This is a genomic window from Microcoleus sp. PH2017_28_MFU_U_A, from assembly GCF_020738035.1.
Taxonomy (GTDB): domain Bacteria; phylum Cyanobacteriota; class Cyanobacteriia; order Cyanobacteriales; family Microcoleaceae; genus Microcoleus.
The window spans coordinates 52516-77466 of sequence record NZ_JAEQCX010000046.1; the positions used below are offsets into that span (position 1 = coordinate 52516).

General features: G+C 45.7%; 16 protein-coding genes. 5 read left to right on the plus strand and 11 right to left on the minus strand.

Translation table 11 applies throughout. The annotated features are described in order from the left end of the window. Positions 1-8 precede the first annotated feature (8 nt). The 5 genes from JGK14_RS11480 to carA form a co-directional block, all read right to left on the minus strand. Positions 9-287 (minus strand): DUF1816 domain-containing protein, encoded by a 279-nt coding sequence (locus JGK14_RS11480; protein WP_293174890.1) that lies wholly within the window; start codon positions 285-287, stop codon positions 9-11. Positions 288-781: 494 nt separating this feature from the next. Beyond that, entirely contained in the window at positions 782-2209 is a 1428-nt protein-coding gene (rlmB, locus tag JGK14_RS11485; protein WP_293225556.1) for a 23S rRNA (guanosine(2251)-2'-O)-methyltransferase RlmB, read from the minus strand. A 232-nt stretch (positions 2210-2441) separates the two neighbouring features. After that, the gene (locus tag JGK14_RS11490; protein WP_293174896.1) at positions 2442-2897 is read right to left on the minus strand and encodes a Mini-ribonuclease 3; all 456 of its coding nucleotides are present in this window, start codon (positions 2895-2897) and stop codon (positions 2442-2444) included. Between the two features lie 212 nt (positions 2898-3109). Then, positions 3110-3466, minus strand: coding sequence for an STAS domain-containing protein (locus JGK14_RS11495; RefSeq protein WP_293155451.1), 357 nt, complete (start codon positions 3464-3466; stop codon positions 3110-3112). Positions 3467-3727: 261 nt separating this feature from the next. After that, positions 3728-4879: a glutamine-hydrolyzing carbamoyl-phosphate synthase small subunit gene (gene carA / locus JGK14_RS11500; RefSeq protein WP_293225558.1), complete on the minus strand. Its 1152-nt coding sequence runs from the start codon at positions 4877-4879 to the stop codon at positions 3728-3730. Between the two features lie 137 nt (positions 4880-5016). Between carA and JGK14_RS11505 the strand changes: the two genes are divergently transcribed. Further along, a complete protein-coding gene (locus JGK14_RS11505; RefSeq protein WP_293174902.1) occupies positions 5017-5742 on the plus strand; it encodes a retropepsin-like aspartic protease family protein in 726 nt (241 codons plus the stop codon). A 255-nt stretch (positions 5743-5997) separates the two neighbouring features. Here JGK14_RS11505 and trpD read toward each other — a convergent pair whose 3' ends face one another. Continuing rightward, positions 5998-7113, minus strand: coding sequence for an anthranilate phosphoribosyltransferase (trpD, locus tag JGK14_RS11510; protein WP_293175013.1), 1116 nt, complete (start codon positions 7111-7113; stop codon positions 5998-6000). Positions 7114-7415: 302 nt separating this feature from the next. Here trpD and JGK14_RS11515 point away from each other — a divergent pair, with 302 nt between their 5' ends. The 4 genes from JGK14_RS11515 (at position 7416) to JGK14_RS11530 (ending at position 12392) form a co-directional block, all read left to right on the plus strand. After that, the gene (locus JGK14_RS11515) at positions 7416-8309 is read left to right on the plus strand and encodes an RNA-guided endonuclease InsQ/TnpB family protein (RefSeq protein ID WP_325315074.1); all 894 of its coding nucleotides are present in this window, start codon (positions 7416-7418) and stop codon (positions 8307-8309) included. 25 nt (positions 8310-8334) lie between these two features. Continuing rightward, on the plus strand, positions 8335-8502 hold the full coding sequence (locus tag JGK14_RS11520) for a transposase (protein WP_325315075.1): 168 nt from the start codon (positions 8335-8337) through the stop codon (positions 8500-8502). Between the two features lie 267 nt (positions 8503-8769). Further along, the gene (locus JGK14_RS11525) at positions 8770-9045 is read left to right on the plus strand and encodes a hypothetical protein (RefSeq protein WP_293174912.1); all 276 of its coding nucleotides are present in this window, start codon (positions 8770-8772) and stop codon (positions 9043-9045) included. A 332-nt stretch (positions 9046-9377) separates the two neighbouring features. After that, entirely contained in the window at positions 9378-12392 is a 3015-nt protein-coding gene (locus tag JGK14_RS11530; protein WP_293174915.1) for a PAS domain-containing sensor histidine kinase, read from the plus strand. 259 nt (positions 12393-12651) lie between these two features. On the opposite strand, the gene JGK14_RS11535 is transcribed toward JGK14_RS11530, so the two are convergent. From JGK14_RS11535 to JGK14_RS11555, 5 genes are all read right to left on the minus strand, one after another. Continuing rightward, positions 12652-14421: an adenylate/guanylate cyclase domain-containing protein gene (locus tag JGK14_RS11535; protein ID WP_293174918.1), complete on the minus strand. Its 1770-nt coding sequence runs from the start codon at positions 14419-14421 to the stop codon at positions 12652-12654. Between the two features lie 40 nt (positions 14422-14461). Continuing rightward, positions 14462-14857 (minus strand): response regulator, encoded by a 396-nt coding sequence (locus tag JGK14_RS11540; RefSeq protein WP_293155470.1) that lies wholly within the window; start codon positions 14855-14857, stop codon positions 14462-14464. Positions 14858-14982: 125 nt separating this feature from the next. Beyond that, the gene (locus JGK14_RS11545) at positions 14983-21072 is read right to left on the minus strand and encodes a trifunctional serine/threonine-protein kinase/ATP-binding protein/sensor histidine kinase (RefSeq protein WP_293225560.1); all 6090 of its coding nucleotides are present in this window, start codon (positions 21070-21072) and stop codon (positions 14983-14985) included. A gap of 186 nt (positions 21073-21258) precedes the next feature. Continuing rightward, positions 21259-22014, minus strand: coding sequence for a ribonuclease HII (locus JGK14_RS11550; protein ID WP_293216311.1), 756 nt, complete (start codon positions 22012-22014; stop codon positions 21259-21261). Between the two features lie 2 nt (positions 22015-22016). Beyond that, the gene (locus JGK14_RS11555) at positions 22017-24350 is read right to left on the minus strand and encodes an Rne/Rng family ribonuclease (RefSeq protein WP_325315076.1); all 2334 of its coding nucleotides are present in this window, start codon (positions 24348-24350) and stop codon (positions 22017-22019) included. Positions 24351-24951: the final 601 nt, after the last annotated feature.

Consider the following 24951-nt stretch of genomic DNA (forward strand, 5'->3'; position numbering starts at 1 on the left):
TCCTGCTGCTACTGGCTGCTCAAAACAGGCAACAACCCTCCCTCACCAAACTTTCCCAAATCATCTGCAACCGTCAAAGCAATAGGTTTGCAGCGCTGAATGGAAACACTCAGACCTTCTGCACCTTCATTTTCTATGTCTTCTATATATCCTGCTTTTGCAGATTCCGCCTCTTGAGCCGTCAAGAAGGGGCCAAAATAGTAAATACACCGCGGCGCTGAAGTTTTCACTTCAACCCACCAAGCCAATCCGAAAAAGTTGAGCAAGCTAATCAAGAGTTCTTTCATCTGCTTTTCTTCTAATGTATTTAACGGTGTTTTCAGGGTGCTGCGGGCAACGCCTGCGCTTTTGTTATTTACGCGGCTTTAATGCTACAAAGAAACAATCCAAACCTATTTAAAGTCAATATCTAAATAGATTGGTGTCGATTTCCTGTTGGAAAGTAGGGAGAAGGCCCCTTCTACTTTCGCCTGTCCGTAACGGCGGCCGATGTATTATTACTTGTTCGGAGGGTACTACCGCTCAATGTTTTGGCGGCATTCGCATATTTTTGCATCACCGTAGTTGCTTACCTATTGGGAATAACCAAAGTGCTTTATCCTCAGAGTTATCTGTTTGTTATGCAGTTGGGCTCTAATTTGAGTACATATTAGGTGTTTTCTCAGGTGACATTCTACTCGATATTTTGGTAGTGAGGTCTCAGTAGCTAGAGACACCGATAACCAGGCTTTAGCTACTTACATAAATTACTCTGTTGTGCTGTTTTTTTCAACCAATTTGACTATCCGTGGACGTGAAATTTTTTCGGCCCGCGCTGGCGGTAAATTTCGTATAAAGCCATTCCCGTTGCTACCGAGACATTCAGGCTAGGAGTCTTTCCCCTTAAAGGAATTGAAACTAATCCATCACATCCGCGCTGTATCAAAAGGCTCAAACCGTCGGCTTCACCGCCCACAACTAAAACAGTCGGCCCGGAGAAGTTGATTGTCTCTAATGAGTCACCCACGCCTGCTGCTGTGCCGTAAATCCAGAATCCAGCCTCTTTCAATTCTTCCAAGGCCCGGTTAAGATTCACAACCCTTGCCACTGGCAGGCTTTCCAATGCGCCGGCTGACACTTTTCTCACTGCCGAGGTAATCCCAACTGCCCGTCGCTGCGGAATCACCATCCCCTGAGCTCCCAATGCTTCTGCGGTGCGAATAATCGCCCCTAGATTGTGGGGGTCGTTGAGTCCTTCGGCTACCACAATTACGGGATCTGCACAAGCAGCCTTAGCCTGTGCGATCAGTTCACTCAAATCCAGGTATTCGTAAGCTGATACTTGGGCGGCTACGCCTTGGTGGTTTGCCTTGCGCGTGATGTAGTCGAGGCGCAAATCGTCAACTTCGTCGATAATGCTGCCGTTGGCCTTGGCTTCGGTTAGCAAGCTGTGAAAGCGGGGATCGTAGCGCAGGTGCGGGACAACCCAAATTCGGTTCAGGACTTGGTTGCTTTCTAAGGCTGCTTGCACTGCATGGCGGCCGTAAATCATGTCATCTGTGTCTGCGTCTGGCTGCACGACTGTATTTGAGTTCGTGTCTACCGGGCGAGTGTCTCTGTCTTTGTCTCTGTCTCGGAAATGGTTGCCGCGGAATTCCGGCGGGCTACTATCTCTGTCTCTGTTTTTGTCTCTGTCTTTGTAATAATTGCCCCGGGATTCCTGCGGGCTGCTGTCTCTGTTTCTGTCTCGGAAATTGTTGCGGGCTGGCTGTGGGCTGCCGTCTCTGTCTCGGAAATTGTTGCGGGCTGGCTGCGGGCTGCCGTCTCTGTCTCGGAAATTGTTGCGGGCTGGCTGTGGGCTGCCGTCTCTGTCTCGGAAATTGTTGCGGGCTGGCTGCGGGCTGCTGTCTCTGTCTCGGAAATTGTTGCGGGCTGGCCGCGGGCTGCTGTATCCGTCTCCGTCTCTGTCTCTGTCGGGGAAATTATTTCTGCCGGTGGGTTGGCTGTCGGAATCGACTCTCCGTTTGAAAATTGCTCGCACGGGCATTTCTCGGGATTGGGGCGAAAAGGTCGATCGCTTTTGAGGGGCGTCTGTTGGGCGAGTGTCGGGACGGGGCTTGCGTTCAAATCTGGCAGAGGACGGTTGTGAGTCCTGACGGCGGCCTTCGCTGCTCCAGGGCTTGCTGTCGGAATTCGATCGCGAGGAGTTTGGTCTAGTAAATTTTCTCATTTGTTTGTTGTGGTCAACACGATTTTAGATTTTAGATTTGGGATTTAGGATTGAGGGAGCAATCTTAGGGCTTTGAGATTTTAGATGTTAGATTGAGGGAGCAAGGATTTTACTGCTGCTTAACTTGCTAAGGATCGACATATCAATCTTGTTTGTCTTCGCGAGCTTTTTGCTGTTTTAGGCTAACCGTGCCAGAATTATCAATTAATTCCTCACTCTTCCCAAATTTCGGCTAAATACTTTCAGTATCAAGTTCTAAAAATCCCAAAATTTCGGTCAATCTTTCGGGGTCTGTCAGGTACAAATATCCAACCAACGTTTCTAAGCTGGTGGCTTGTTGGTATATTTCTGGATCTGCTCGCTTAGAACGGCCCGATACGGCATTGCGGCCGCGCTTGACAATTGCTAATTCTGTACTGTTCAAGTAAGGAGAGATCGATCGCAAGTGACGCGCTTGAGTTTCTGCTCGTACTTGCCCCACCACCAATTCGTGATAAGCTTGCAATCTTCTCGGTGGCATTAAATACGAACTCCGAATGTAGAGTTCGTAAACTGCATCCCCCAAATATGCCCATGCTGCGGGCGAAATTCTTTCTATTTCTGCGGGTGTCGCCCTCGGAGGATGGATTCGATCTAAACCGAGATCTGTCAGACTCAGCTTTGGGTTGTCATCGGCGATCGGCGACATACTTTTTTAAATAAAACTTCGGCACAGCTTGGCTTTTCTACACTTACTTATTTCGTCTTTTGTCACTTCAGATAATTATAGCTTTCACAGGAGTGTGCTCTGTGAGAAACTGAGATCTTCTACAGACAAGCGAGCTGAAAACTCGCGGCACAACCATAAGAATTTGCTATCCAGCATCGATCGCCGGATAGCGAATTAAACCCACTGTAGCGTCAAGCATCCTTGACGTTTTTTACCGCCTCATCAACCGAAGGCTGCAAAGACAAAAATTTCTCTAAGCGAACCAGTTTAACAGTCTGAGTTACGCGGGGATTTGAGACAATTTGCAATGTCCCTTCCATGGTTTGGGCTTTCTTGACAAGTTGCACAAGTGCGCCCAAGCCTGAACTATCCACAAAATCTATCTGAGACAAGTCCAAAATTACGTGTTTTGGGCCCTCGTCAATACATTTGCTTAGTACCTTCCGAAAAGTGGCCTCAGAAAAAGCGTCCAGCAGGCCAGTCAAGCGAAATAACTGATGGTTATTCTTGACTTCGCGAGTGCCTCTGAGGCTAACGGTCAGGGTCAATGACTCAGGAATGACACCCTCCTAGCTAGGTATGGCTTAAAGTCGAGGCTTCATTATAGGAGTTTTTTGGTATTTTGTCTACAGTTTTTTAGTTATGGGTCATTGGGCATGGGGCATGGGGCATGGGGCATGGGGCATGGGGCATGGGGCATTGGCCAAACAGGTCATTGGCCAAACAGGTCATTGGCCAAACAGGTCATCAGTCATTGGTAATCGGTCATGTTTCCTAATGACTAATGACTATTGACTATTGACCAATGACTAAGCTGGTACTTTCTGATTGTCTCGCATTGACTGGACGAATCGATCGAACAAATAGTCAGCGTCGTGGGGGCCCGGACTGGCTTCTGGGTGGTACTGGACTGAGAACAGGGGTAAGGTTTTGTGCTTCAATCCGGCTACGGTGCGATCGTTCAAGTTGAGGTGAGTAATTTCTACTTCCGGGACTAGGGAATCAGGGTCGATCGCAAAACCGTGATTTTGGCTAGTAATTTCTACCTGCTGAGTTAAACCTGCTGGATGATTCAATCCCCGGTGCCCGAACTTCAGTTTAAAAGTTTCCGCACCCAAGGAAATGCCCAGAATCTGGTGTCCCATGCAAATGCCGAACACAGGTTTGTCCGACTTCAACAAAGCTTTCGCCGTCGCGATCCCTTCCGTTACCGCCGAAGGATCTCCAGGCCCGTTGGACAGAAAAATGCCATCCGGGTTGTACTTGAGAATTGCCTCGGCTGACGTGTCGGCGGGTACAACAATTACCCGACAGCCGTAACTCGCCAAACGACGCAGGATGTTGCGCTTGACGCCAAAGTCTAGGGCTACCACCGTCCACATTTTGCCGTTATCCGGCTTAACTGTCGGACTGAACTCCCATACGGCATCTGTGGCTTCAGACCACTCGTAAACCTCGCGGGTGGTTACTTGCTTCACCAGATTCAGCCCGGCCATGCTGGGGGCGTCTTGGACTTGCTCCAAAAGCTCCGCCTGGTCGAGAATCACGGTCGAAATGCCGCCGTTAATGGCTCCTACGGTGCGAATTTTGCGAGTCAGGGCGCGGGTATCGATGCCGTAAATACCTGGGATGTCGTACTGTTTTAGGTAATCTTGCAGGGATTGCGAACAGCGCCAGTTGCTGGGTCGGCTGCATACGTTACGGGCGATCGCACCTCGGATTTGCGGCCGCGAAGATTCTTCATCTTCGAGGTTTACCCCGGTATTGCCCAATTCTGGATAAGTAAAAGTGACAATTTGACCGCAATAGCTCGGATCGGTCAAAACTTCTTGATAGCCCGTCATTCCCGTGTTGAATACGACCTCGCCGACGACGGTGGCGTCAGCGCCAAAAGACCAGCCGCGGTAAGCAGTACCGTCAGCTAGGACTAGGAGAGCGGGTTGTGCAGTTGAAAGTGACATGGCATCCTTAAATTACAGTCGTTTGGTTTAATTCTTACCACTGCCTGGGATTTGATGCTAGCCGGCAATATACAGATATTATTGGAATTTGTGCCAGCCGAGGCAGAATGTGTTGGTGCCGGAGTCCAGGGCTATCTATGCCAAAAGGCAGTTGTCGTTGTTACGATCGAGCTAAACCGTTTAATCAAATTATGATCGGCCAATCTCCCTTACCTTTATCCTCCAATTCAATCAAGCCTCTGCTGAACCCTCAAAACCTGCGGAAACCTTTACTGGCTTTAACAGCAGTTATTTCTCTGAGCAGCTCAATTTTACTTGACACCGCCGTCTACTCTTCGCGAGCGACAGCTCAAGAGAGCGAGGGATGCTTTATGCGGAACTCCAGCGGTCAAACTGTCAGCTTGAGTCGATCGGTATGCGGTTTTCTCCCTCAAGAATCGACTCCCGCTGCTTCGCCTGCTTCGCCTGCTTCGCCTGCTTCGCCTGATACCAAGTCGGGAGTGTTTCTAGTCAAAATTAAACGCCGAGAAGCTAATATCCCAGTCATAGAAGTCACCTTTAATGGCAAACAAAAGTTTGAGATGATGGTGGATTCGGGAGCCAGCCGCACCGTCATTACACCAGCAATGGCTACCGCTTTGGGGATAGTTCCTAAAGGAACCGTGCAAGCAAAAACTCCGAACGGAGAGGCTACTTTTTCTCTCGGCAGTCTTACTTCAATTGAAGCTGGCGGTTTGGCGATTAATAATATAGTTGTACCCATCTCCCCAGCACTAGAAATTGGGCTGCTCGGTCACGATTTTTTTGGTAATAAAGATGTGACTATTAAGCAAGATGTGATTGAATTTCGCTCGCGCTCATAGAGAGAAGTTCGGCAGCGGATTATGTAACAGATGTAACGCAATACGGTTCACTTAACACTTTTTGTTACCCACAGATTTCCCTCGCATCCCCCTTAAAAAGCAGGGTGCTTTTCTTGTCATCATGGAAATAAGTACGTAGTTGGGCTTCAGCCCTCTTTCAACATACCTGTATAGAGGGCTAAAGCCCAACTACGTACCTTGTACCTTGATTAATCCGTTAAATCCCGCACATTGCTCGTTGCCGAACTTATTCCTTCACCGCAAAAACTCCACCAACTGCTGCAACTTCAACCAAGATTCACCACTCGATAAAATCTCCTTGGCCAAAGTAACTCCTGCTGCGTGGGAACCGATCGGAATTACACCTCCCACCTGAAAAGCCAAAGACGCATTCAAAGCTACAACATCCATTTGTGCTGCTGTACCTTTGCCTTGCAACACGTTGCTCAAAATCTCGGCGTTTTCCTCAACATTTCCGCCTTTTAACGAGCCGATCGCACTTGGCGTCAATCCTACCTGTTCCGGATGCAAACTTGTCAGTTCAACCTGGCCGCCCGACAAAACCGCCAAATCCGTCACATCACCCAAACCCGCCTCATCCAACTTTTCTCGGCCGTGAACGACTATCGCCAACTCAGTTCCCAACTCGCCCAAAGCTTGGGCAATAGTTGATACCAGACTGGGATCGAACACCCCGATTACCTGCCCTGTAGGGCGCATAGGATTGACGAGCGGCCCTAAAAGGTTAAAAACAGTCCGCACCTTCAAAGTGCGTCGGAGCGATGCTACAGCCTTAAGTGCGGGATGCCACCCAGGCGCAAATAAAAAGGTGATGCCCGTAGCGTCTACCGCAGCTTTTACCTTGGCAGGATCGGCGCCCAGGTTGACTCCGAGTGCTTCCAACACGTCAGCCGAACCGACTTTGCTGGATGCCGATCGATTTCCGTGTTTGGCGACTCGAACTTTGCCCGCAGCAGCCACAAAGGCTACAGCAGTGGAAATGTTAAATGTGGACGCACCATCGCCGCCTGTGCCGCAAGTATCAATTAATTTGAGATTCGAGATGGGAGATTGGCGATCGACAACGCTCTGGGACTCGCCCGTCAGGGACTGAGACTGCAATACCTGAGCCATTCCTGCTAATTCTGAGGCCGAGATGCCTTTGGCTTGGAGGGCTGCTAAAATGGCTCCTGAAAGCACGGGGGGTATGGCTTCTGCCAGCCATCCCTGCATTAAGTCGGCAGCTTGGACGTGCGAAAGAGATTGTCTGTCTAACAGTTGTTGCAGCAGGGCTGGCCACAGGGGAGAGTCCGCTGTCAAAGTTGAAGCTGCGGATATATCTGGTGTTGTAAGTACGGAAGAATCAGTCATGTAGCGACGATGAATTGTTTGCTGGGGTGGGCTGTTTGATGTCGGGCCTGGGCCGAGTGTCGATCGGGATTTTACCAGACTTGCTGGCCACATTTGGTACGCCCTGACCCAAATTTTTGCCAAAATGACAGCAGGGCGAAAAACTGTAACTAGATTGTTAGACAAAGTTGCCCATATGCGCCCGATCGTGGGTAGCTTTTGTCTTCTGTTAGATTTTCCATACTTGCTGCGGTGTCTGATATTGGTCACAATCAGACAGTGCAAGCAAGAAATATATGCCGCGAGCCAAATAAAGGAATGCCATGCTACTCGGATTTAAAACCGAATTAAAACTTAATGCCCGACAGCGAATACTGCTAGCCAAACATTGCGGGGTAGCTCGTCACGCTTGGAATTGGGGACTGTGGTTGACCAAAAACATTCTCGACCACAATCAAGCAAACCCCAACGAAAAACTCAAATCTCCTACAGCTATTGACCTGCACAAACTGTTAGTAGCTATGGTAAAATCAGAGAATGCTTGGTATTACGAGTGCAGCAAATCTACACCGCAGATCGCATTAATAGCATTGCGAGAAGCATGGAAACGGTGTTTTAAAAAGACTGCTGGCGTACCGAAGTTTAAGAAAAAAGGAAGGGGAGATTCTTTCACATTAGAAGGAACAGTCAAAATCAGCGCGAGCAACAAAATCCAAGTTCCTGTAATTGGCGTCATTAAAACTTATGAAAAGTTACCGCAAGTATTGACTAAATCTTGCACGATATCCCGGATTGCCGACAGGTGGTTTATCAGTTTCAGGTTTGATGTAGAACAACAAGAATCATGCCAAACAAATATTGTAGGAGTTGACCTCGGTATTAAAGCATTGGCTACTCTCTCAACAGGTGAAGTAGTTATAGGTGCTAAATCTTACAAAAAATACGCAGCAAAACTCTCAAGGATGCAATGGTTTAGTCGCCATAAAGTCATCGGTTCGAGTAATTGGCAAAAAGCACAATTTAAAATAGCTAGATTGCATAGAAAGATAGCTAACATCCGTAAAGATACGTTGCACAAACTAACGACATTACTTGCCAAAAACCACGGTGTAATAGTTATAGAGGATTTGAATGTATCCGGGATGATGGCTAATCATAAACTGGCTGCATCAGTTGCTGATATGGGTTTCTTTGAGTTCCGCCGCCAGTTAACCTAGAGCGTGCAAGTTGTACGGTTCAAAGTTGGTAATAGTTGACCGTTGGTTCCCAAGCTCAAAAACCTGTTCTAATTGTGGAATCAAAAAAGAAACACTCTCTCTGTGTGAGCGAATGTTTGAATGCAGCCATTGTGGTTTTAAGATTGACCGCGACTTAAATGCGGCAATCAATTTGTCAAAAACCGTCAGTTAGGCGGGGTTAGCCTGTGGACTGGACAAGTGCCGACACTACCAGGATGAAGCAGGAAGTAAACGAAGCCCCGAGGCATCCAACATTGCCTAATTTTGGGTCGCTTTGGGTAGGATTTATGTAACGGCTACAGAATTTATTCCACGAAACTAGCCCAATATGAATTTTTTGATACAACAATGCTCCCTCGGATTGTGACAATTTTAGATAGGGGCCTCATCTACTAAAGAGCGATCGACCGTCAGCTATATAATCTGCCAGCAAAAATCAATGGTAACTGGCACCATTGGTGGCAGCATTCAGCTAGAGTGGCGGATTGCTTGCAGCAAGTTTGCCAGCCGATGGGGCGATCGTCTAAAAAATCAGCAGTTGGTACTGTACTTTGGAGCGATCGTTGTCAAAGTCACTGCCGAAACAGGAAAAAACAGTTTACAGCTAATTTCAGCCTGTACAATTATTCCTCATTTATTCAGGAAGCTTTTAACAGACGAGTTTGGATCGAACGATCGCAACTTTCAGCAGATTGATTGGCAAATCCGATTTTGACAGTCATTTGTAGCTCAAAATAAAATAAACCCGACTGGTTAAACTTTCGTAACTCTACTAACAACTAACGGCGCAGTAGATGAAGTCAATAAATACAGCAGTGTCCGGAGAATCTCAGACTCTAGCCGTTCTCGATCGGATCCAATACACATATTCTGTAGGGACACAACACAGCGTTGTGTCCTGATATGTGTTGCAAGCAATTAAGGCTTGACAACAACGATCGCACGGCTCGGCGGTGGATTTATCGACTTGGCGATCCAGCATCTATACTACTAACAGACACTCAACAATATTGAATCTTTCACAAAAACACACCAGGGTATTCAAAAATGGCACACCAAAAATTAGCAAACAAAACGAACGACTGTAAATTAGAAAATAAAACGATAGAATGCCTGAATATAGAGGAGGCACTGCACCAAATGGAAGCAAAATATCAGAGTATGTTTGAAAATGCTGTTTCCGGCATTTTCCAAACAACCCATGACGGTCGCTACATCAGCGCTAACCCAGCTTTGGCTCGCATCTACGGATATAATTCTGCCGAAGAATTGATGGACAGCCTGACTAATATTAGCGATCAGCTTTACGTCAATCCCGATCGCCGCAATGATTTTATTTCTGCTTTGCAAGCAAAAGGCATCGTGTCAGATTTTGAGTCGCAGATTTATCGCAGAGATGGAACAGTAATTTGGATCGCGGAAAATGCCCGCGCAGTCCGCAACCCAGGCGGTCAATTGCTCTACTACGAAGGTTTTGTCGAAGATATTACCCAGCGCAAAAATGCCGAATCTAGGCTTAGAGAAAGTGAAGAACGCCTGCGAATGGTAATAGAAGGTGTTAAAGATTATGCTATATTCATGCTAGATACTAAGGGGTATGTAGCAAGCTGGAATTCGGGAGCCAAAAGAATTTTAGGGTATGAATCTAGCGAAATAGTTGGGAAAAATTCTGAATGCTTTTATACGCCTGAAGATATTGCAATTGGCAAACCCCAAGAAAAATTAATCACAGCTAGCGAAAGAGGTAGATATCAAAGTGAAGGCTACCGGTTCCGCCAAAATGGCTCCCGATTTTGGGCGAAGATTATTGTGACTCCTTTGCGGGATGAAAGCGGAGAGTTGCAGGGCTTTTCTCAAGTAATGCAGGACATTACTAACCAAAAGCGGGCTGGAGAAGAAAGAATGCAGTTGATTGCTTCTTTGCAAGCTTCAGAAAAAAAGTTTCGCACTCTGTACGAATCGACGACAGATGCGGTAATGCTGCTAGACGAAAAGAGTTTTTTAGATTGCAATCCGGCTACTTTAACTTTATTTGGATGCAGCAGTGAATCGGAGTTTTGTGGCAAGCATCCTTCGGAATTTAGCCCGCGGCTGCAACCGAACGGGCAAGATTCTATGAGTCTTTCTCTAGAGCGAATTAATACGGCTATGGAAACAGGAAATAGTCGTTTTGACTGGGTACACTGCCGTTTGGACGGTTCAGAGTTTCCGGCGGAAGTGCTGTTAACTTCTATGGATATCGGCGGCAAAATGCGGCTGCAAGCCGTGGTGCGCGATATCACTTATCGGGTGGAGGCAGAGGTTGCTCTGAAGCAGGCTAACGAGGTATTGGAATGCCGGGTTAAAGAGCGGACAAGTCAGTTGGAAGAAGCTATTAAAAGGTTGAGTTTGTCGGAGGAAAAGTTTTCTAAGGCTTTTCGATCGAGTCCAGATCCAATGACTATTACTACTTTTGCTGAGGGTCGTTTTATAGAAGCTAATGATAGTTTTTTATCGATAACTGGTTACAGTTTAGAAGAAATGACCTGCAATACAGTAGCGGGATTAAATATTTGGGTAAAGCCTCAAAACAGACTTGATTTTAGGCAATTGCTGCAAGTACAGGGTGTTGTTCGCAACGCCGAATGCGAATTTCGGGTGAAGTCGGGATCGGTGGTGGTGTGTTTGGTGTCAGCCGAATTGATTCATTTGGAGGGGGAACTCTGCGTGCTCGTGGTGATGACAGATATTACCGATCGCAAACACGCAGAAGAAGCCCTGCGGGAAAGCCAGCGCGCCTTGTCCACCCTAATGAGCAATTTGCCGGGGATGGCCTACCGCTTTCGCAACGATGCCGATCGCAGTATGGAGTTTGTCAGCGAAGGCTGCTATCAATTATCCGGCTATTCTCCCGAAGAATTTATCGGCACCCCGCAAGTTTCTCTATCGGAATTGACTCACCCGGACGATCGCGAAATCTTCTGTAATGCCGTAGAAATTGCCCTGCGAGAAAATCGACCATATCAGTTAAATTACCGCATAACTTCTAAAAACGGGGAATTAAAATGGGTTTGGGAGCAAGGTTTGGGAGTATATTCCGACTCAGGCGAATTGCTCGCTTTGGAAGGGTTAATTACTGATATTTCCGAACAAAAACGCAGCGAGGAAGCTTTGCTGCGATCGCAAACCGAGTTAACCCAGCAAAAACTTCAGCTCGAACATACTTTACAGGAATTGCAGCAAACTCAAGCAGTATTAATTCACACCGAGAAAATGTCTACCCTCGGTCAAATGGTAGCCGGTGTTGCTCACGAAATTAACAATCCCGTTAGTAGCGTCTGCGGCAATCTCGTCCACATAGGTCACTATACCGAAGATTTGCTGAATTTAATCGATATGTACCAGCAGCACTGCCCACAGCCACCGGCATCAATTCAACAGAAAATTGAGGATATCGAGCTAGATTTTCTCTTAGAAGATTTGCCAAAAGCTATCTCTTCGATGCAGATTGGAGCCGATCGCATTCGGGAAATTGTGCGATCGCTCAGAAATTTCTCTCGCAAAGACGATTCTCAAATGACCAAGGTTAATCTACACGAAGGCATTGAAGGAACGCTGCTAATCCTGCAAAGCCGCCTGAAAGCCCGAGGCAACTATCCCGAAATTGCCGTAATTAAAGAATATGGCAACTTGCCTTTAGTTGAGTGCTATTCCGGTAAAATCAATCAGGTGTTTATGAATTTGATCGGAAATGCGATCGACGCGATCGAGGAATACAACGCAGGGCGATCGGTTCTAGAAGCCAAAGCTAACCGCAGCAAGATTAAAATTAAGACGGAAGTCCAAAACTCCAATGCTGTAATTCGGGTTTCTGACAACGGCCCCGGTATGCCCGAAAAAGTTTGCCAGCAATTATTCGAGGCCTTTTTTACCACCAAACCCGCAGGCAAAGGCACCGGTTTGGGCCTGTCCATTTCCTACAGAGTCCTCCAAGAGCACGGCGGGATGCTGACTTGCGTGTCTGCACCAGGGCAAGGAGCCGAATTTATCATCGAAATGCCGATCGAGCAAATTAGTCAGTAGTCAGTAGTCATTAGTGCGAGCGTCCCCGCTCGCGAACGCTATTAGTGCGAGCGTCCCCGCTCGCGAACGCTATTAGTGCGAGCGTCCCCGCTCGCGAACGCTATTAGTAGTGCGAGCGTCCCCGCTCGCGAACGCTATTAGTGCGAGCGTCCCCGCTCGCGAACGCTATTAGTTATTGATTATTGCGAGATATTCAAAAATAACAAATAACAACTGCCAACTGTCAACTGTCAACTGTCAACTGTCAACTGTCAACTAACTACTGACACCTAGCCAAATAAATTCGAGCCACCCTATCCCCCGGATTTTGCCGCAAACAATCAGCAAATAACCCCGCCGCTTCAGTAAAATTATAGATATTGTACAAAGACAAAGCCTCAGTAAACACTGGCAAAGTAGCCAACTTCCCCGCTTTAACGAACGGCAAATCTGCATCAAAAACCTCATAAACAGTAACCCATGCAGACTTCCCCTTAACCTGAACCTTATCAATCACGCGAATCCCATAATCAGCAGGATTTCTCAAGCCATCGACAGTCTGCTGAGTAATTAACAGCGGCACCTCGTAATTCTTCGTCAAACTTTCAATCCGAGCAGCCAAATTAACCGCATCGCCAATCACAGTACCGTCCATCCGATTGCGTCCGCCAACAGTACCCAGCATCAAAGAACCAGTATTAATTCCCACCCCAATCTGGATCGGCACATCGCCCATAGAAACGCGATATTGATTGTATTCAGCAAGAGTATGCAGCATCTCAATCCCCGCTTTCACAGCATTGTCAGCGCCCTCGCTAAACAAAGCCATAATTGCATCGCCAATATATTTATCAATAAACCCATGATTTTCCACAATCAGCGGTTCCATATAACTCAAATATGAATTTATAAATTTAAAATTATCTTGCGGTGTCATCTGTTCCGAAATCGTTGTGAAATCGCGAATGTCAGAAAACAAAATCGACATTTCCAACTCTACCGCATCTCCCAATTTAACATCAACAATACTGTCATATCCCAAAAAAGATAAAAACTGATTTGGTACAAAGCGACTTGTCGCCTCAGTGATTTTTACTTCTGTATCTAGCGCCAGTTCCAGATTACTATTAACTTGAAAAAGTTCTGTAATCAGATTTTTGCGCTCGGCTTCAGCTTTTTTGCGATCGGTAATATCTAGAATGGTATTAATAGCATAAGTAATTTTTCCGGTGCGATCGTAGATAGGAGTTGCCGAAATTTCTAAGGGAATAATTTTGTCGCCGTTGTGGACTTCTACATCGTCAGCAGCGGCATTTTCTCCTCTCAACGCCCGCACAACTGGCAAGTCTTCAGGAGGATATTCTCGATCGGTGCCTGCTCGATAAGTTTGATAAACCTCTGACAATTGTTCTGAATTTATATCCGGCACCACTCCCTTACCAAATATCTCTTTGGCTTTATGATTGATATAGTAAACTTTGCCCTCAGCATCCAGCACCCCCACACCAATTGGCATTGCTTCCAAAAACTGTGTCAAGCGATTTTCGTTTTCATTGAGTTGGGCAATCAGTAATGCTTGGTCAAAGTTTAACTTTGCCAACTCGCTATTCATTTGCTGGAGTTGGGCATTTTGTTCCGCCAACAGTTTGTTTTGATGGTAACTATTGACAGCTTCTTTTACCGTCAAACTCAGGTCTTCTTGCTGCCAGGGCTTGGCGATATAACGATATAAATTTGCATTTTTGATAGCATTTCCTACCGCTTCAATATCTGCTTGTCCTGTGAGCATGATTTTCAGAGTTTTGGGTGAAATGATATGAACTCGCCTTAACAGCTCATCTCCATTCATTTCAGGCATAATATGGTCGGAAATAATTAACGGGACTTCATAGCCATCGTCTAGCAATTCCATGATTAATTCTAATGCTTCTTCCCCACCTTCAGCAATTTCGATGATATAATCATTACTGATTGCCTCTTGAAGTTCTGCTTTCAGACTTCGGAGTACAGTTTTCTCATCATCAACACAGACAATTACTTGTAGAGCCATAATTGAGACCGACCGGATTTAATAGTTTTCAACAACTCGGCTATAGTTGCGCTAAACCAGATTTAATCGTTTCCAACAGTTCGGCTTCCGACCAAGGTTTAGACAAACAGCAATGGAGATTCGCTTCGTTCTTAGCTCGGTTAATCGCTGCTTCGTCAGCTTGACCAGTTAGCATAATTTTAATAACTTTGGGGAATTTTTTGTGAATCCGAATCAGCAGCTCATCTCCTTTAATTCCCGGCATTAGCCAATCAGAAATAATCAAAATAATACTTATATCTTCCTCATTAAGTTCTTCGATTAACTCTAGAGCTTCATCCGCATCTTCCGCTCCTTCATAGAGGTAATCACTACCGAATGCTCTTGACAGTTGCGTCCTCAGACTATTTAACACAATTCTCTCATCATCAACACACAAAATAACTGGCTTAGACATTATTTTTTATCCTCTATGATTAGCGATATAACTCTGTTGGTAGGGTGGGAACTGCACACCTTACCGCTACTAATAGTCTTGCAAACCAGCTTATGCTTCAGTCCTGATATTGGTACATTTCATAATTATACTCTAACGTTCGGCAGAAAAACATTAAATGTAGTTTCACCTGGAATTGATTCTACCTCAATCCTTCCTTGATGTTTTTCCACAATCTTCTTCACAATGTCCAGTCCCAATCCGCTGCCTTCTCCTGCGGGTTTAGTAGTAAAAAATGGCTCGAATATTTTCGCCTCGATCTCTTCAGGGATGCCTTTGCCACTGTCAGTAACGCTAATCTTTACCTGATCGGATTGCTCCGTCAATCCAATAGTTAATGTGCCACGATTATCCATTGCTTGCAAAGCATTGTGAACGAGATTTGTCCACACTTGATTTAGTTCATCTGGATAGCATAGTATCGGCGGTATTTCGGTATAGTTTCTGACTACCTCAACTCCTTGTTTGAGTAAATTTTGATAGAGAGTTAAGATGGTTTCGATCCCTTCAGCAATGCTGGCTGTTGTCTTAGTGCCTGCCTGTTCGTAACGGGCATAGGTTTTTAAGGCAAACACAACTTTTGATGCTCGATCTGTAGCTGTATTGATAGTAGCGATGCCTCTTTTTAATTCAGACAGTTTGTAGGCGGTTCCTAGGATGTGCAAACTATCCGGTTTTTGGAGTAGCAGGAGACAAGTTTCGATACGATCGTAGATCCCCATCACAACTAATAGATCTGCAACAGTATCGGCATTCTCAATCTCTAATTCTTGCAGTTCGCTTCTTAAAGCTCTCTTCAATTTGCGTTCTTCTTTGGTTGATAGTATTGATTCTTGTTGGAGAGATCGCTGAAGTAATTCTGAGAATTTTTGCCCTTCTTCTGGAGAGAAAGATTGAAAAAGTGCTGGCAAATGTTCCAGAGTTTGATCCAAGAACTTAGACACATTTCCCGCTGAAGAACGAATTGCACCCAAGGGTGTGTTAACTTCGTGAGCAACTCCCGCCACAAGTTGTCCTAAAGCTGCCATTTTTTCTGATTGAATCAGCTCTTCTTGGGTGGTTTCGAGCTGTTGGAGAGTATCGCTTAGTTCTTGATTTTTCTGGTACAAAGCTGCTTCAGCCTGCTTGCGATCGCCAATTTCTCGCCACACCGTATGCAGAATTTCCTTACCATCTACAGGAATTACAGTCAGCAATACTTCCACCCAAAAGTCTTCTCCGTCGCTGCGCCGGTGCATCCATTCAAAGCGATAGCTACCTCGCGAAAAAGCAATGGCTGTGATTTCTTGGGCTTTTTCAAAAGAGTTTCTACCGTCTGGTTGAATCTCCGGAGAAAGTTGAGCCGGCGGCAAGGAAAGAAGCTGTTTTTTGTCATTGCAACGCATCATTTTGACCGTGGCGGGGTTGCAGTCGATAAAAACATCTCCATCTAAAAGCAAAATTGCATCGGCGGATTGCTCGTAAAGTTGTCGAAAACGAGCTTCTGACTGCTGGAGTTCTTGGGTGCGTTCTTCTACTTTTGCTTCTAAATTGGCATAGAGTTGGGCATTTTCGATCGAGATGGCAGCTTGAGAAGACAATAATTGTAGAACTGCTAATCGATCGAGAGTAAATGCACCCACTGTCAGGTTATTTTCTAGGTAAAGGATACCGATCGCCTTTCCTTGATGTTGAATAGGCAAACACAATACTGATTTTGGTTTGTGCTGACTTATGTATGGATCGTTAATATTTTTAATGGGAGATTCTGGTTGGTTGATTTCCTCGAACAAGTCGTTAAAAATGACATATTCTTGAGTCCTAAAAACATAGTTGATGACGCTTCGAGGTAACTTATCGCTAGTTTCAATAGGAATTGACTCCAGAACTTTTATTTCTGCAACACCGCTAATTCCGGTAGCTTCAATTACTAAATTACCTGCTTTTTGCAAAATAAAATTGCCTGTTTCTGCTCCGGCATTTTCCATCACTACTTGCATTAAAATTGACAGCAATTTGTCAAGCTGAATTTCTCCTGAAAGTGTTTGAGATGCTTTCATGATTGTCCCGAAGTCCAGGATTTCTGAAACACTGGAACTCGTGGATGAGATAGTTCCAGACTTCATTAGCACAATTGTTTCGTCTGTATGAATGCTCTTTTTCTGGTTCAGGATTGGGGCGAGCAATTGGGGATACCGTTTTTCTAGATCCTCAACCTTTGCCTTTGCACCCCAACGCGCATAAGCGTAGTAGGCGTCGGTTAAGTAAACTGTGCCAACTTTATCTTTACCCCAAGCGAGATAGAATTTAGCCGCGAGTTCCTGGGCTAGTGCTTCTTCGTTGAGATAACCGTTTTCTTTGGCGAGGGAAATGGCGCGATCGTACAATTCGATCGCCTCTAATTTTTCCTCTAAAACTCGATGCCGTTCTGCCTCTACTAGATAAAATTTATGTAGATAATTCATCGGGGCATGATTCGCCCATTTTTGCATTTTCTCCTGATTGGCGATTACAGTTTCGAGGATTTGTTGTTGTTCCGAAATCTCTCGATCGGGATACACCGCCAACTTAGACAGAGAATCATAGGTATAAAAAATCGGTACTAATATCGAAGCTACTCCTGCATCTAAATACTCTTCTGCTCCGGCAGAATGCTCAATGGCTTGGTGGTAGTCACAAAAAAGATAACAAAGGATTAACTTATTTAAGAAAAAATAGTAACACGCTATTCTGTAATTATTGGCAATATGAATCGGTAACATTTTTGCTTCATCACAAGCTGAACCGATTAAAAAGCAAGGATTATCCGTCCTTTCCAGTAAGTTTAATACAACTTGATGGTAAATTTGATGCAATTGAAGAATGCTATCCTGATTCATCTTGTCGATCGCATCACCGTAAGTTTCCATCTCTAGTTTCACGCTTGATAGCTCGACCGATCCACTAAAGAATAAATGGTAGCAATACCTGTGGGCAGAATAGCAAGCGTGTTCTAAATCTCCTGTCTCTAAACCGCTAAAGTAAGAAGCTAGAAAAGGTTTTAAGGTCTCTGTAATATGCTGTTTCCAATGCTTGATAAAGCAAGCTTCTACAAACAGCGTCATAGATTTGAAAGGCTTAGTATCGAGTTTTTCGAGTAGATTTAGTGCAAGTTGTCCAAATTGATAGCCCGATTCTAACTCCCCCATGACTCCGCAGAGAATGAGTCCATAATTAGCATAGGCATGAGTATGAGTTGGTGCATTACCATATTTAAGGGCTAATTGAATTTGTTTAAAAGTAATGAGAGGTAGCAAAACTGGAGTGACCATGTAAGCAGAAGGACAGAGTTGTAACAGCATCTGAGTTGCTGCCAGTTTTTGCGGGTCACTCATGTCAGGTAAATCAATTAAGTCATGAATCGGTTTTTCTTGTAAAGCCAATTGCGTCTTTTCAAAAGCCAAGGGAATTTCTGTCAGTTCTGGATCTTTAGGTAGATCTATCCCCAAGAGTTTGAGAATGTCTAACCCAAAATTCAAAGATTGTTTGAGTTGGTTCTGCGCTTTCAAAGCTTGAATTTTAACTTGATAAGTTTTGATTTGATCTAAGAGCGTATTTGCCTTTTCCAGGACTATTTCTGCCAATGGCTCCATTTGCTCAAAATCACCATTCAGATACATCGCCTCTGTGGCTTCTTCGTAAAGTGCTAAACTCAGGTTGTAATGATTCTGCCAACACTCAACATCCAGGAGTTCTATGCCTAAAGTTAAATATTTTTCAGCAGCCGCGTAAGCCGTGGAAGATTTAGCTTTACGTCCAGCTATTAAATTTAATTGAGCAAGCTCATCTCGTTTGATTCGATCGGTAATTAACTCCACCCCGATATTTAATTGGTTGACAATATCAAAAATCTTCTCTTCTTGTTCTGCTTCTGGCGTATTCCTCAACAACAATTGTCCGATTTCGAGGTGGGTGGACTGTTTCTGGGATTCGGGAATCAGAGAATATGCCGCTTGCTGCACTCGATCGTGCAAAAATCTGTAGGGAACCGATAACTCCGATCCTTGAAGAATTTCAATTGATTCAGATTTCTGAAAAAATTTATATACTTCACTGGTGGGAATAATTAATCCTTCTTGCAGTGCTAGCCACAAATCGGCTGCTGTTTCCGACTCGGATTTTTTGGAGACAATTGCTAGCGTTGCTAAGTCAAATTGATTACCTACACAAGCTGCAAGTTTTAAAGCTTGCTGAGTATTTTCAGGCAATTTCTGCAACTGAATTGCCATAAACTCGACGACATCATCAGTCCAAGAAAGCGCCCTCAATTTGGCAATGTCGCACTGCCACCCCCCCCTTGCCCCGGGGGTGAAATCAAATGATATAAATCCATCGCTGTGCAAAAATTGCAGAAATTTAGTTGCAAAAAAGGGATTGCCTTTGGTTTTGGCAAAAATCAATTCCGTCAAAGGCATTGCTCTTTCTATTGGACAAGAAAAAGTATCCGCAATTAGGCAATTTAGGGAAGTTAGGTTGAGAGGTGCTAAGGTAATTTGATTGACTTTCAGGACGGGTGGATCGATATCCTGCTTTTCTAGAGAAGATGCTGACGAATTAGCCTCTACTTTCCTAATCTCACCCAATGTCAACATTAGCGGGTGAGCCGGAAATACTTCGTTGTCTCGATATGCTCCCATTAACAACAGATAGCGGGTATCTGTTTCGCTCATCAACAATTGCATCAATTTCAAAGAAGCTGAGTCTGCCCACTGCAAATCATCCAAGAAAATTACTAAAGGATGTTCTTTGGTGGCGAATACTCGGATAAACTTGCCAAATAGCAAATTAAAACGATTTTGAGCTGCGACTCCTTCTAGTTTGAGGACTTCTGGCTGCTTACCAATTAGGTGTTCTAATTCTGGGATGACATCGATAATAACTTGACTGTTTTCACCCAAAACCCCTAATATCTTGACTCGCCATTTCTGCACCTCGCCAGCACTTTCGGTGAGTAATTGTCTGATTAAATTCTGGAATGCCTGCACCCAGGAAGAGAAGGGAATATCCCGCTTAAATTGATCGAATTTTCCTTTGATGAAGTAACCCCGTTGGCGGACAATGGGTTTGTGAACTTCATTGACAACGGCGGTTTTTCCAATGCCGGAAAATCCCGCTACTAACATGATTTCGATATTGCCTTCGCTGATGCGATCGAAGGCTGCTAATAGGGCTTTAACTTCAGTTTCTCTACCGTAGAGTTTTTCGGGAATGACGAAGCGATCGCAAATATCCCGATTTGCCAATACAAACTCGCTAATAGTCCCATTTTCTTGCCATTGCTGCGAGCATTTTTCTAAGTCGTAGCGCAGCCCAGCAGCACTTTGATAGCGTGATTCTGGAGTTTTTGCCATCAGTTTCATGATGATATTATTCACCATCACTGAGATAGCTGGAACCAGATTGATTGGCTCAGTTGGCATTCTGGCAATATGACAGTGGACTAACTCCATTGGATCGTTAGAGTCAAAGGGCAATTTCCCTGTTAGTATTTGGTAAAATGTAACTCCCAACGAGTAAAAGTCGGTACGGTAGTCGATACCCCGATTCATGCGTCCCGTTTGTTCTGGGGACATATAAGCTAGGGTTCCTTCTAAGACGTTTGGATTTTGGATTTCCTGGTTTTCTCTGGGTAGAAGTGAGGAAATGCTGAAGTCAATTAATTTAACTTCTTTAGTTTCCGGGTTAATGATGATATTCTGGGGCTTGATGTCTTTGTGAATAATTCGGTTGTGATATAGTCCTTCTATGGTTTTGACAATCTGAATTGCGATCGGCAAAAATTCATTTAGCGGTAGAGGCGAACTCTGGAGGGAGGAAATGTCAGATTTACTGGATTTGATATTCTCCAATTGCTCTGAATTAACAGTATACTCAGCGAGGGAAATACCTCCAATATCCTCGGTAATCAGAGCAAAAGCATTCTGATAGTTTAAGAGTGCAATGGGTTTGAGAATTCCCGGAAGGTCAAGATTTTTGGTGATCGTGTACTGATTCCGAAACTGTATGAGTTCGCTAAAAGTGGGATATTCACTCCATAACAGTTTGATAATTACTTTTTGGTTTGACTCAGAAACTCCTCGATAAACCTGGGTTCTAGAGCCATTATAGATTTGCTCGGTGAGGTGATAGCCGGGAATTTTTAACATATTATCAGTCATGGTGAAGAGGTTAAATCAATATTCTGTAGATGCTATCGGAGGCTGAAAATGATAAAGCGGTAAGGTGCATATTGCACATCTTACAGAGTAGAGTTTATGCGCCCAGAACAATTAATCCAAAATTCTTGGCTGTTCAAATTTTAGATGCTCTGGCTGAAATTAATTAGGTTTTTTAGTGCTATTTAACTATTTTCGACAGGGACTAAATGACACCCGGTGAAAGACAGACACACCACAACGTTCCAAAGCTAACTTATGTTTAGCAGTACCATATCCTTTGTTGTTTGTCAAGTCATATTCAGGATACTTGACGGCCATCCGCAGGATTAATTCGTCGCGCCAAACTTTGGCGACAATACTAGCAGCGGCAATCTGAATCGATCGCGAATCACCTTTAATCATCGTCTCTTGGTCGATCGACAAATTGGGTATTCTTTGATTGCCGTCAACCAAACACAAATCTGGGGCGACATTTAATTTCAAAATCGCCCGTTTCATTGCCAACAAAGAAGCCTGCAAAATATTCAGGCGATCGATCTCCCGCACCGAAGCCACACCAATTTGACAGTCAACCGCCACAGCCCTGATTTTGACTGCTAACCGACTCCGGGCTGCGGCACTCAACTGTTTGCTGTCGCGCACTCCGCAACTTACTAATTCTTCGAGAACTTCGTCGGGCAAAATGCAGGCGGCTGCCACCACTGGCCCGAACAAAGCTCCTCTTCCTACTTCATCTACACCTGCAATTATCCGAGGGAAAGAGGGGGAGGGGGAGAGGGGGAGAGGGGGAGAGGGAGAGGGGGAGATTGGGAGATGGAAAGATGGGAAGAGAGTAAAAATTTCTACTTCTTCTTTGTTCCTTTTTCTTTGTTCCTTCTTCCTTCTTCCCTCTTCCTTCTTCTTTGTTCCTTCTTCCTTCTTCCCTCTTCCTTCTTCCTTCATAATCACTCATCCAAAACAGCAGAGGAGCGGCGACGACGGCGGCGGTTGATCGCAGGTTCCTCGGGTTCGCTCGATTCGATCGGCTCGTGGGATTCGATCGGCTCATAGGATTCGATCGGCTCATAGGATTCGATCGGCTCATAGGATTCGATCGACTCATATAGCTTATTCGGCTGATTCGAGAAAGCCATCACATCGTCGGCTTCCTCCATCGGCTCAAAATCATCGATTTCGTCGATCGAACTTGCGCCGTAAATTTCAGCCTCATCATCAGCATCATCGTCATCGTCATCCTCAGCAAATACCGGCAGGGCAACCGACATTTCTGAATAATAATTTTGTTCCTCAACATGGGGTGCTGGCGCAGGCGCTTCAAATTCAAATTCGAGCTGCTCAAAAGGCGGCTTATTCGGCCCAGCTCCGGGGAGTGTCACCGAAACGATCGCATTTTTAGGATTTTTGACGCTGCGATCGGTTAGCACCAAAGGAGAAACCCCCATCAGAGCATAAACATCCTGCTCTTCTGGCGTCATTTCCACCGAAATCACCTCCGGAGGCTCCACCATCGGCTTCAGCAGCTCAGACTTAGTTGGCCGCACGCGATCGAATTCCTCGCGCCTGCCAACAGTTGCCATATTCACTAGCCCGAAGCCCTCAGAAGCTGCCCGGATGCCGGGGGGAGTCACCACCAGATACTCAGAGCGGGTATCTGCGACGGGCGCACTCGAAGTATTCGGCAGCCGCAACTTGCTACGTACCGGTTCCTCTTCCACCGGGACGACGGCAAAAGGCTCTTCACCAATCCGGCGGCGGCGGCGCCGTCTGGTTCCGTTGCCCAAATCCTGATAGCTGGGATGGTTGAGCAAGTCCAAAGCTGAGGCGTTGCCGCCAGTCTCAACAAAATCCAAACTTTCGCTCTGAGGTTCCCAAGCAGCCCGAGCGAGTTCGGGGGAACGTTCTTCTCGCACTGGTGCAGCAGTTGCAGCAGCTACAGGCGCCAAGCTGCGGCGTTCCAATCCTTCTGGCAAGTTCAACATCACCCGGTTGGAGGAAGTCACAGTGCGATCGGCTGCTTCCCGCACCGCTGCGCCGAAGTCCTCTTCGCCCGGGAGTTGTACCAGATGACCCAACCCACTGCAAGTAGGGCAACTGTGGCCGAATAACTCGTAAATATTTTGACCTTGGCGTTTGCGGGTGAGTTCTACCAGTCCTAATTCGGACAGTTGAGCGATTTGGGGTCGAGATTTGTCAGCTTTGAGAGCTTTATTGAAATGTTCCAGCACCTGCAACTGATCGCGGCGGGATTCCATGTCAATAAAGTCAACAATAATCACCCCGGCAATATTCCGCAGTCGCAGTTGTCTGGCAATTTCCGTTGCTGCTTCGCAATTTGTCCAGAGTACAGTTTCGCGAGCCGTTGCCGATCGAGTAAACGAGCCAGAGTTGACATCAATTACCGTCAGCGCTTCTGTCGGCTCGATAATCACATAACCGCCAGAAGGTAAATCTACCCTTGGTCTGAGAGCTTCTCGAATCGCAGCGTTGACGCGGAAAAATTCTAAAATCGAGGCGCGCTCTCGGTGGTGGTCGATCAAAACTCCCGCAGGAAGTTTACCGCCGTTCCAGCTCATCAACTGCTGCTTCACCCGCTTAATCCCATTTTGCGAGTCCACGACAATCCGGTTCACGTCACCGCTGAACATATCCCGCAATACCCGCTGGATAAAATCGTCATCGCGGTTGAGCAGTGCCGGCGCCCGGGTAGAACCGCCTTCAAGTTGAACAGCTTCCCACTGCTTTTGCAGCACTTCCAAATCTTCCATGATGGCTTCTTCGGTCATGCCTTCGGCTTCGGTTCTTACCAGCAGCCCCATCCCGGCCGGTTTCACCAAAATAGCCAGGGCTCTGAGGCGGTTGCGCTCGGCTTCCGACTTGATTCTCCGGGACAGATTGACTCCCCTGCCGTAGGGCATCAGTACCAAATAACGCCCGGGCAGGGTAATGTTGCCTGTCAGCCGGGGGCCTTTGCTGCCCGTCGGTTCTTTCATCACCTGTACCAGCACTTTTTGCTGGGGGGTGAGGAGTTCTGTAATTGCTCCTGCCGATCGCTTGAGCCGCAGCGGGCCGAGGTCTGTGACGTGCATGAACCCGTTGCGTTCTGGGTCGCCAATATTGACGAAGGCTGCATCTATCCCAGGAAGTACATTTTCGACAATTCCCAAGTAAATGTCACTTACTTGATGGCTGCCTGTGGCTACCACGAGTTCTTGGATTTGATCTTCTGAAAAGACGGCAGCAATGCGATGCTGCTCTGCTATAACTATCTGCTTTGTCATTCAATTTCCTCAAAAAACTGGCAGCAAGTTAGAGACACTAACGCTGAAAAGTGCCTCTGACTTTAACTGTAATTAGTAGTAGCTTAAAGAGTTATTAGCTGTCAGTTGGTGCAGGGTTGAAGGAAATTTAACTCTTCACTGTTAACTGTTAACTCTTCACTGTTACAGATAAAAAAGTAGTTAAACCCGACCCATCGAGAGTTATGAGTTATGCTCAGCAGATAAATCTGAGAGATAGAAATAAGGAGGCTTTTATCGAGTTAGCAAGATTGAGTTTTAAGTTGAGAATTGCTGTCCTCAATACTTCAAAATTCAACAGTTGCAACTCTTCCTTTGAACTCAGCGAATAAATTCAGCGCCACTCTCACCAATTTCTTAACACACAACTGAACACACAACTGAACACTACGAACTGATAACTCTGCTTGCGTGGTGGTTGAGGGCTGGTTTTAAGCGAAAGTAAGTAGGAGCGAAAGCGTAAGGACTTTTGTTGAATTCTTGCGCGATCGCTACGCCTCTAATCGCCAATTAATTGGACAAACGTGGACTCAGCATACAAAAGAAAACCTTGGCACCTCAAAAGTGGTCATTCTTTTTGGCA

Bases quoted from the DNA above. Each gene is read 5' to 3' on its own strand.
- JGK14_RS11535 (WP_293174918.1), bottom strand. From the start codon at position 14,421: ATGGCTCTACAAGTAATTGTCTGTGTTGATGATGAGAAAACTGTACTC.
- JGK14_RS11550 (WP_293216311.1), bottom strand. From the start codon at position 22,014: ATGAAGGAAGAAGGAAGAGGGAAGAAGGAAGAAGGAACAAAGAAGAAG.
- rlmB (WP_293225556.1), bottom strand. From the start codon at position 2,209: ATGAGAAAATTTACTAGACCAAACTCCTCGCGATCGAATTCCGACAGC.
- JGK14_RS11490 (WP_293174896.1), bottom strand. From the start codon at position 2,897: ATGTCGCCGATCGCCGATGACAACCCAAAGCTGAGTCTGACAGATCTC.
- carA (WP_293225558.1), bottom strand. From the start codon at position 4,879: ATGTCACTTTCAACTGCACAACCCGCTCTCCTAGTCCTAGCTGACGGT.
- JGK14_RS11555 (WP_325315076.1), bottom strand. From the start codon at position 24,350: ATGACAAAGCAGATAGTTATAGCAGAGCAGCATCGCATTGCTGCCGTC.
- JGK14_RS11540 (WP_293155470.1), bottom strand. From the start codon at position 14,857: ATGTCTAAGCCAGTTATTTTGTGTGTTGATGATGAGAGAATTGTGTTA.
- JGK14_RS11480 (WP_293174890.1), bottom strand. From the start codon at position 287: ATGAAAGAACTCTTGATTAGCTTGCTCAACTTTTTCGGATTGGCTTGG.
- JGK14_RS11505 (WP_293174902.1), top strand. From the start codon at position 5,017: ATGCCAAAAGGCAGTTGTCGTTGTTACGATCGAGCTAAACCGTTTAAT.
- JGK14_RS11515 (WP_325315074.1), top strand. From the start codon at position 7,416: ATGCTACTCGGATTTAAAACCGAATTAAAACTTAATGCCCGACAGCGA.
- JGK14_RS11525 (WP_293174912.1), top strand. From the start codon at position 8,770: ATGGTAACTGGCACCATTGGTGGCAGCATTCAGCTAGAGTGGCGGATT.
- trpD (WP_293175013.1), bottom strand. From the start codon at position 7,113: ATGACTGATTCTTCCGTACTTACAACACCAGATATATCCGCAGCTTCA.
- JGK14_RS11530 (WP_293174915.1), top strand. From the start codon at position 9,378: ATGGCACACCAAAAATTAGCAAACAAAACGAACGACTGTAAATTAGAA.
- JGK14_RS11545 (WP_293225560.1), bottom strand. From the start codon at position 21,072: ATGACTGATAATATGTTAAAAATTCCCGGCTATCACCTCACCGAGCAA.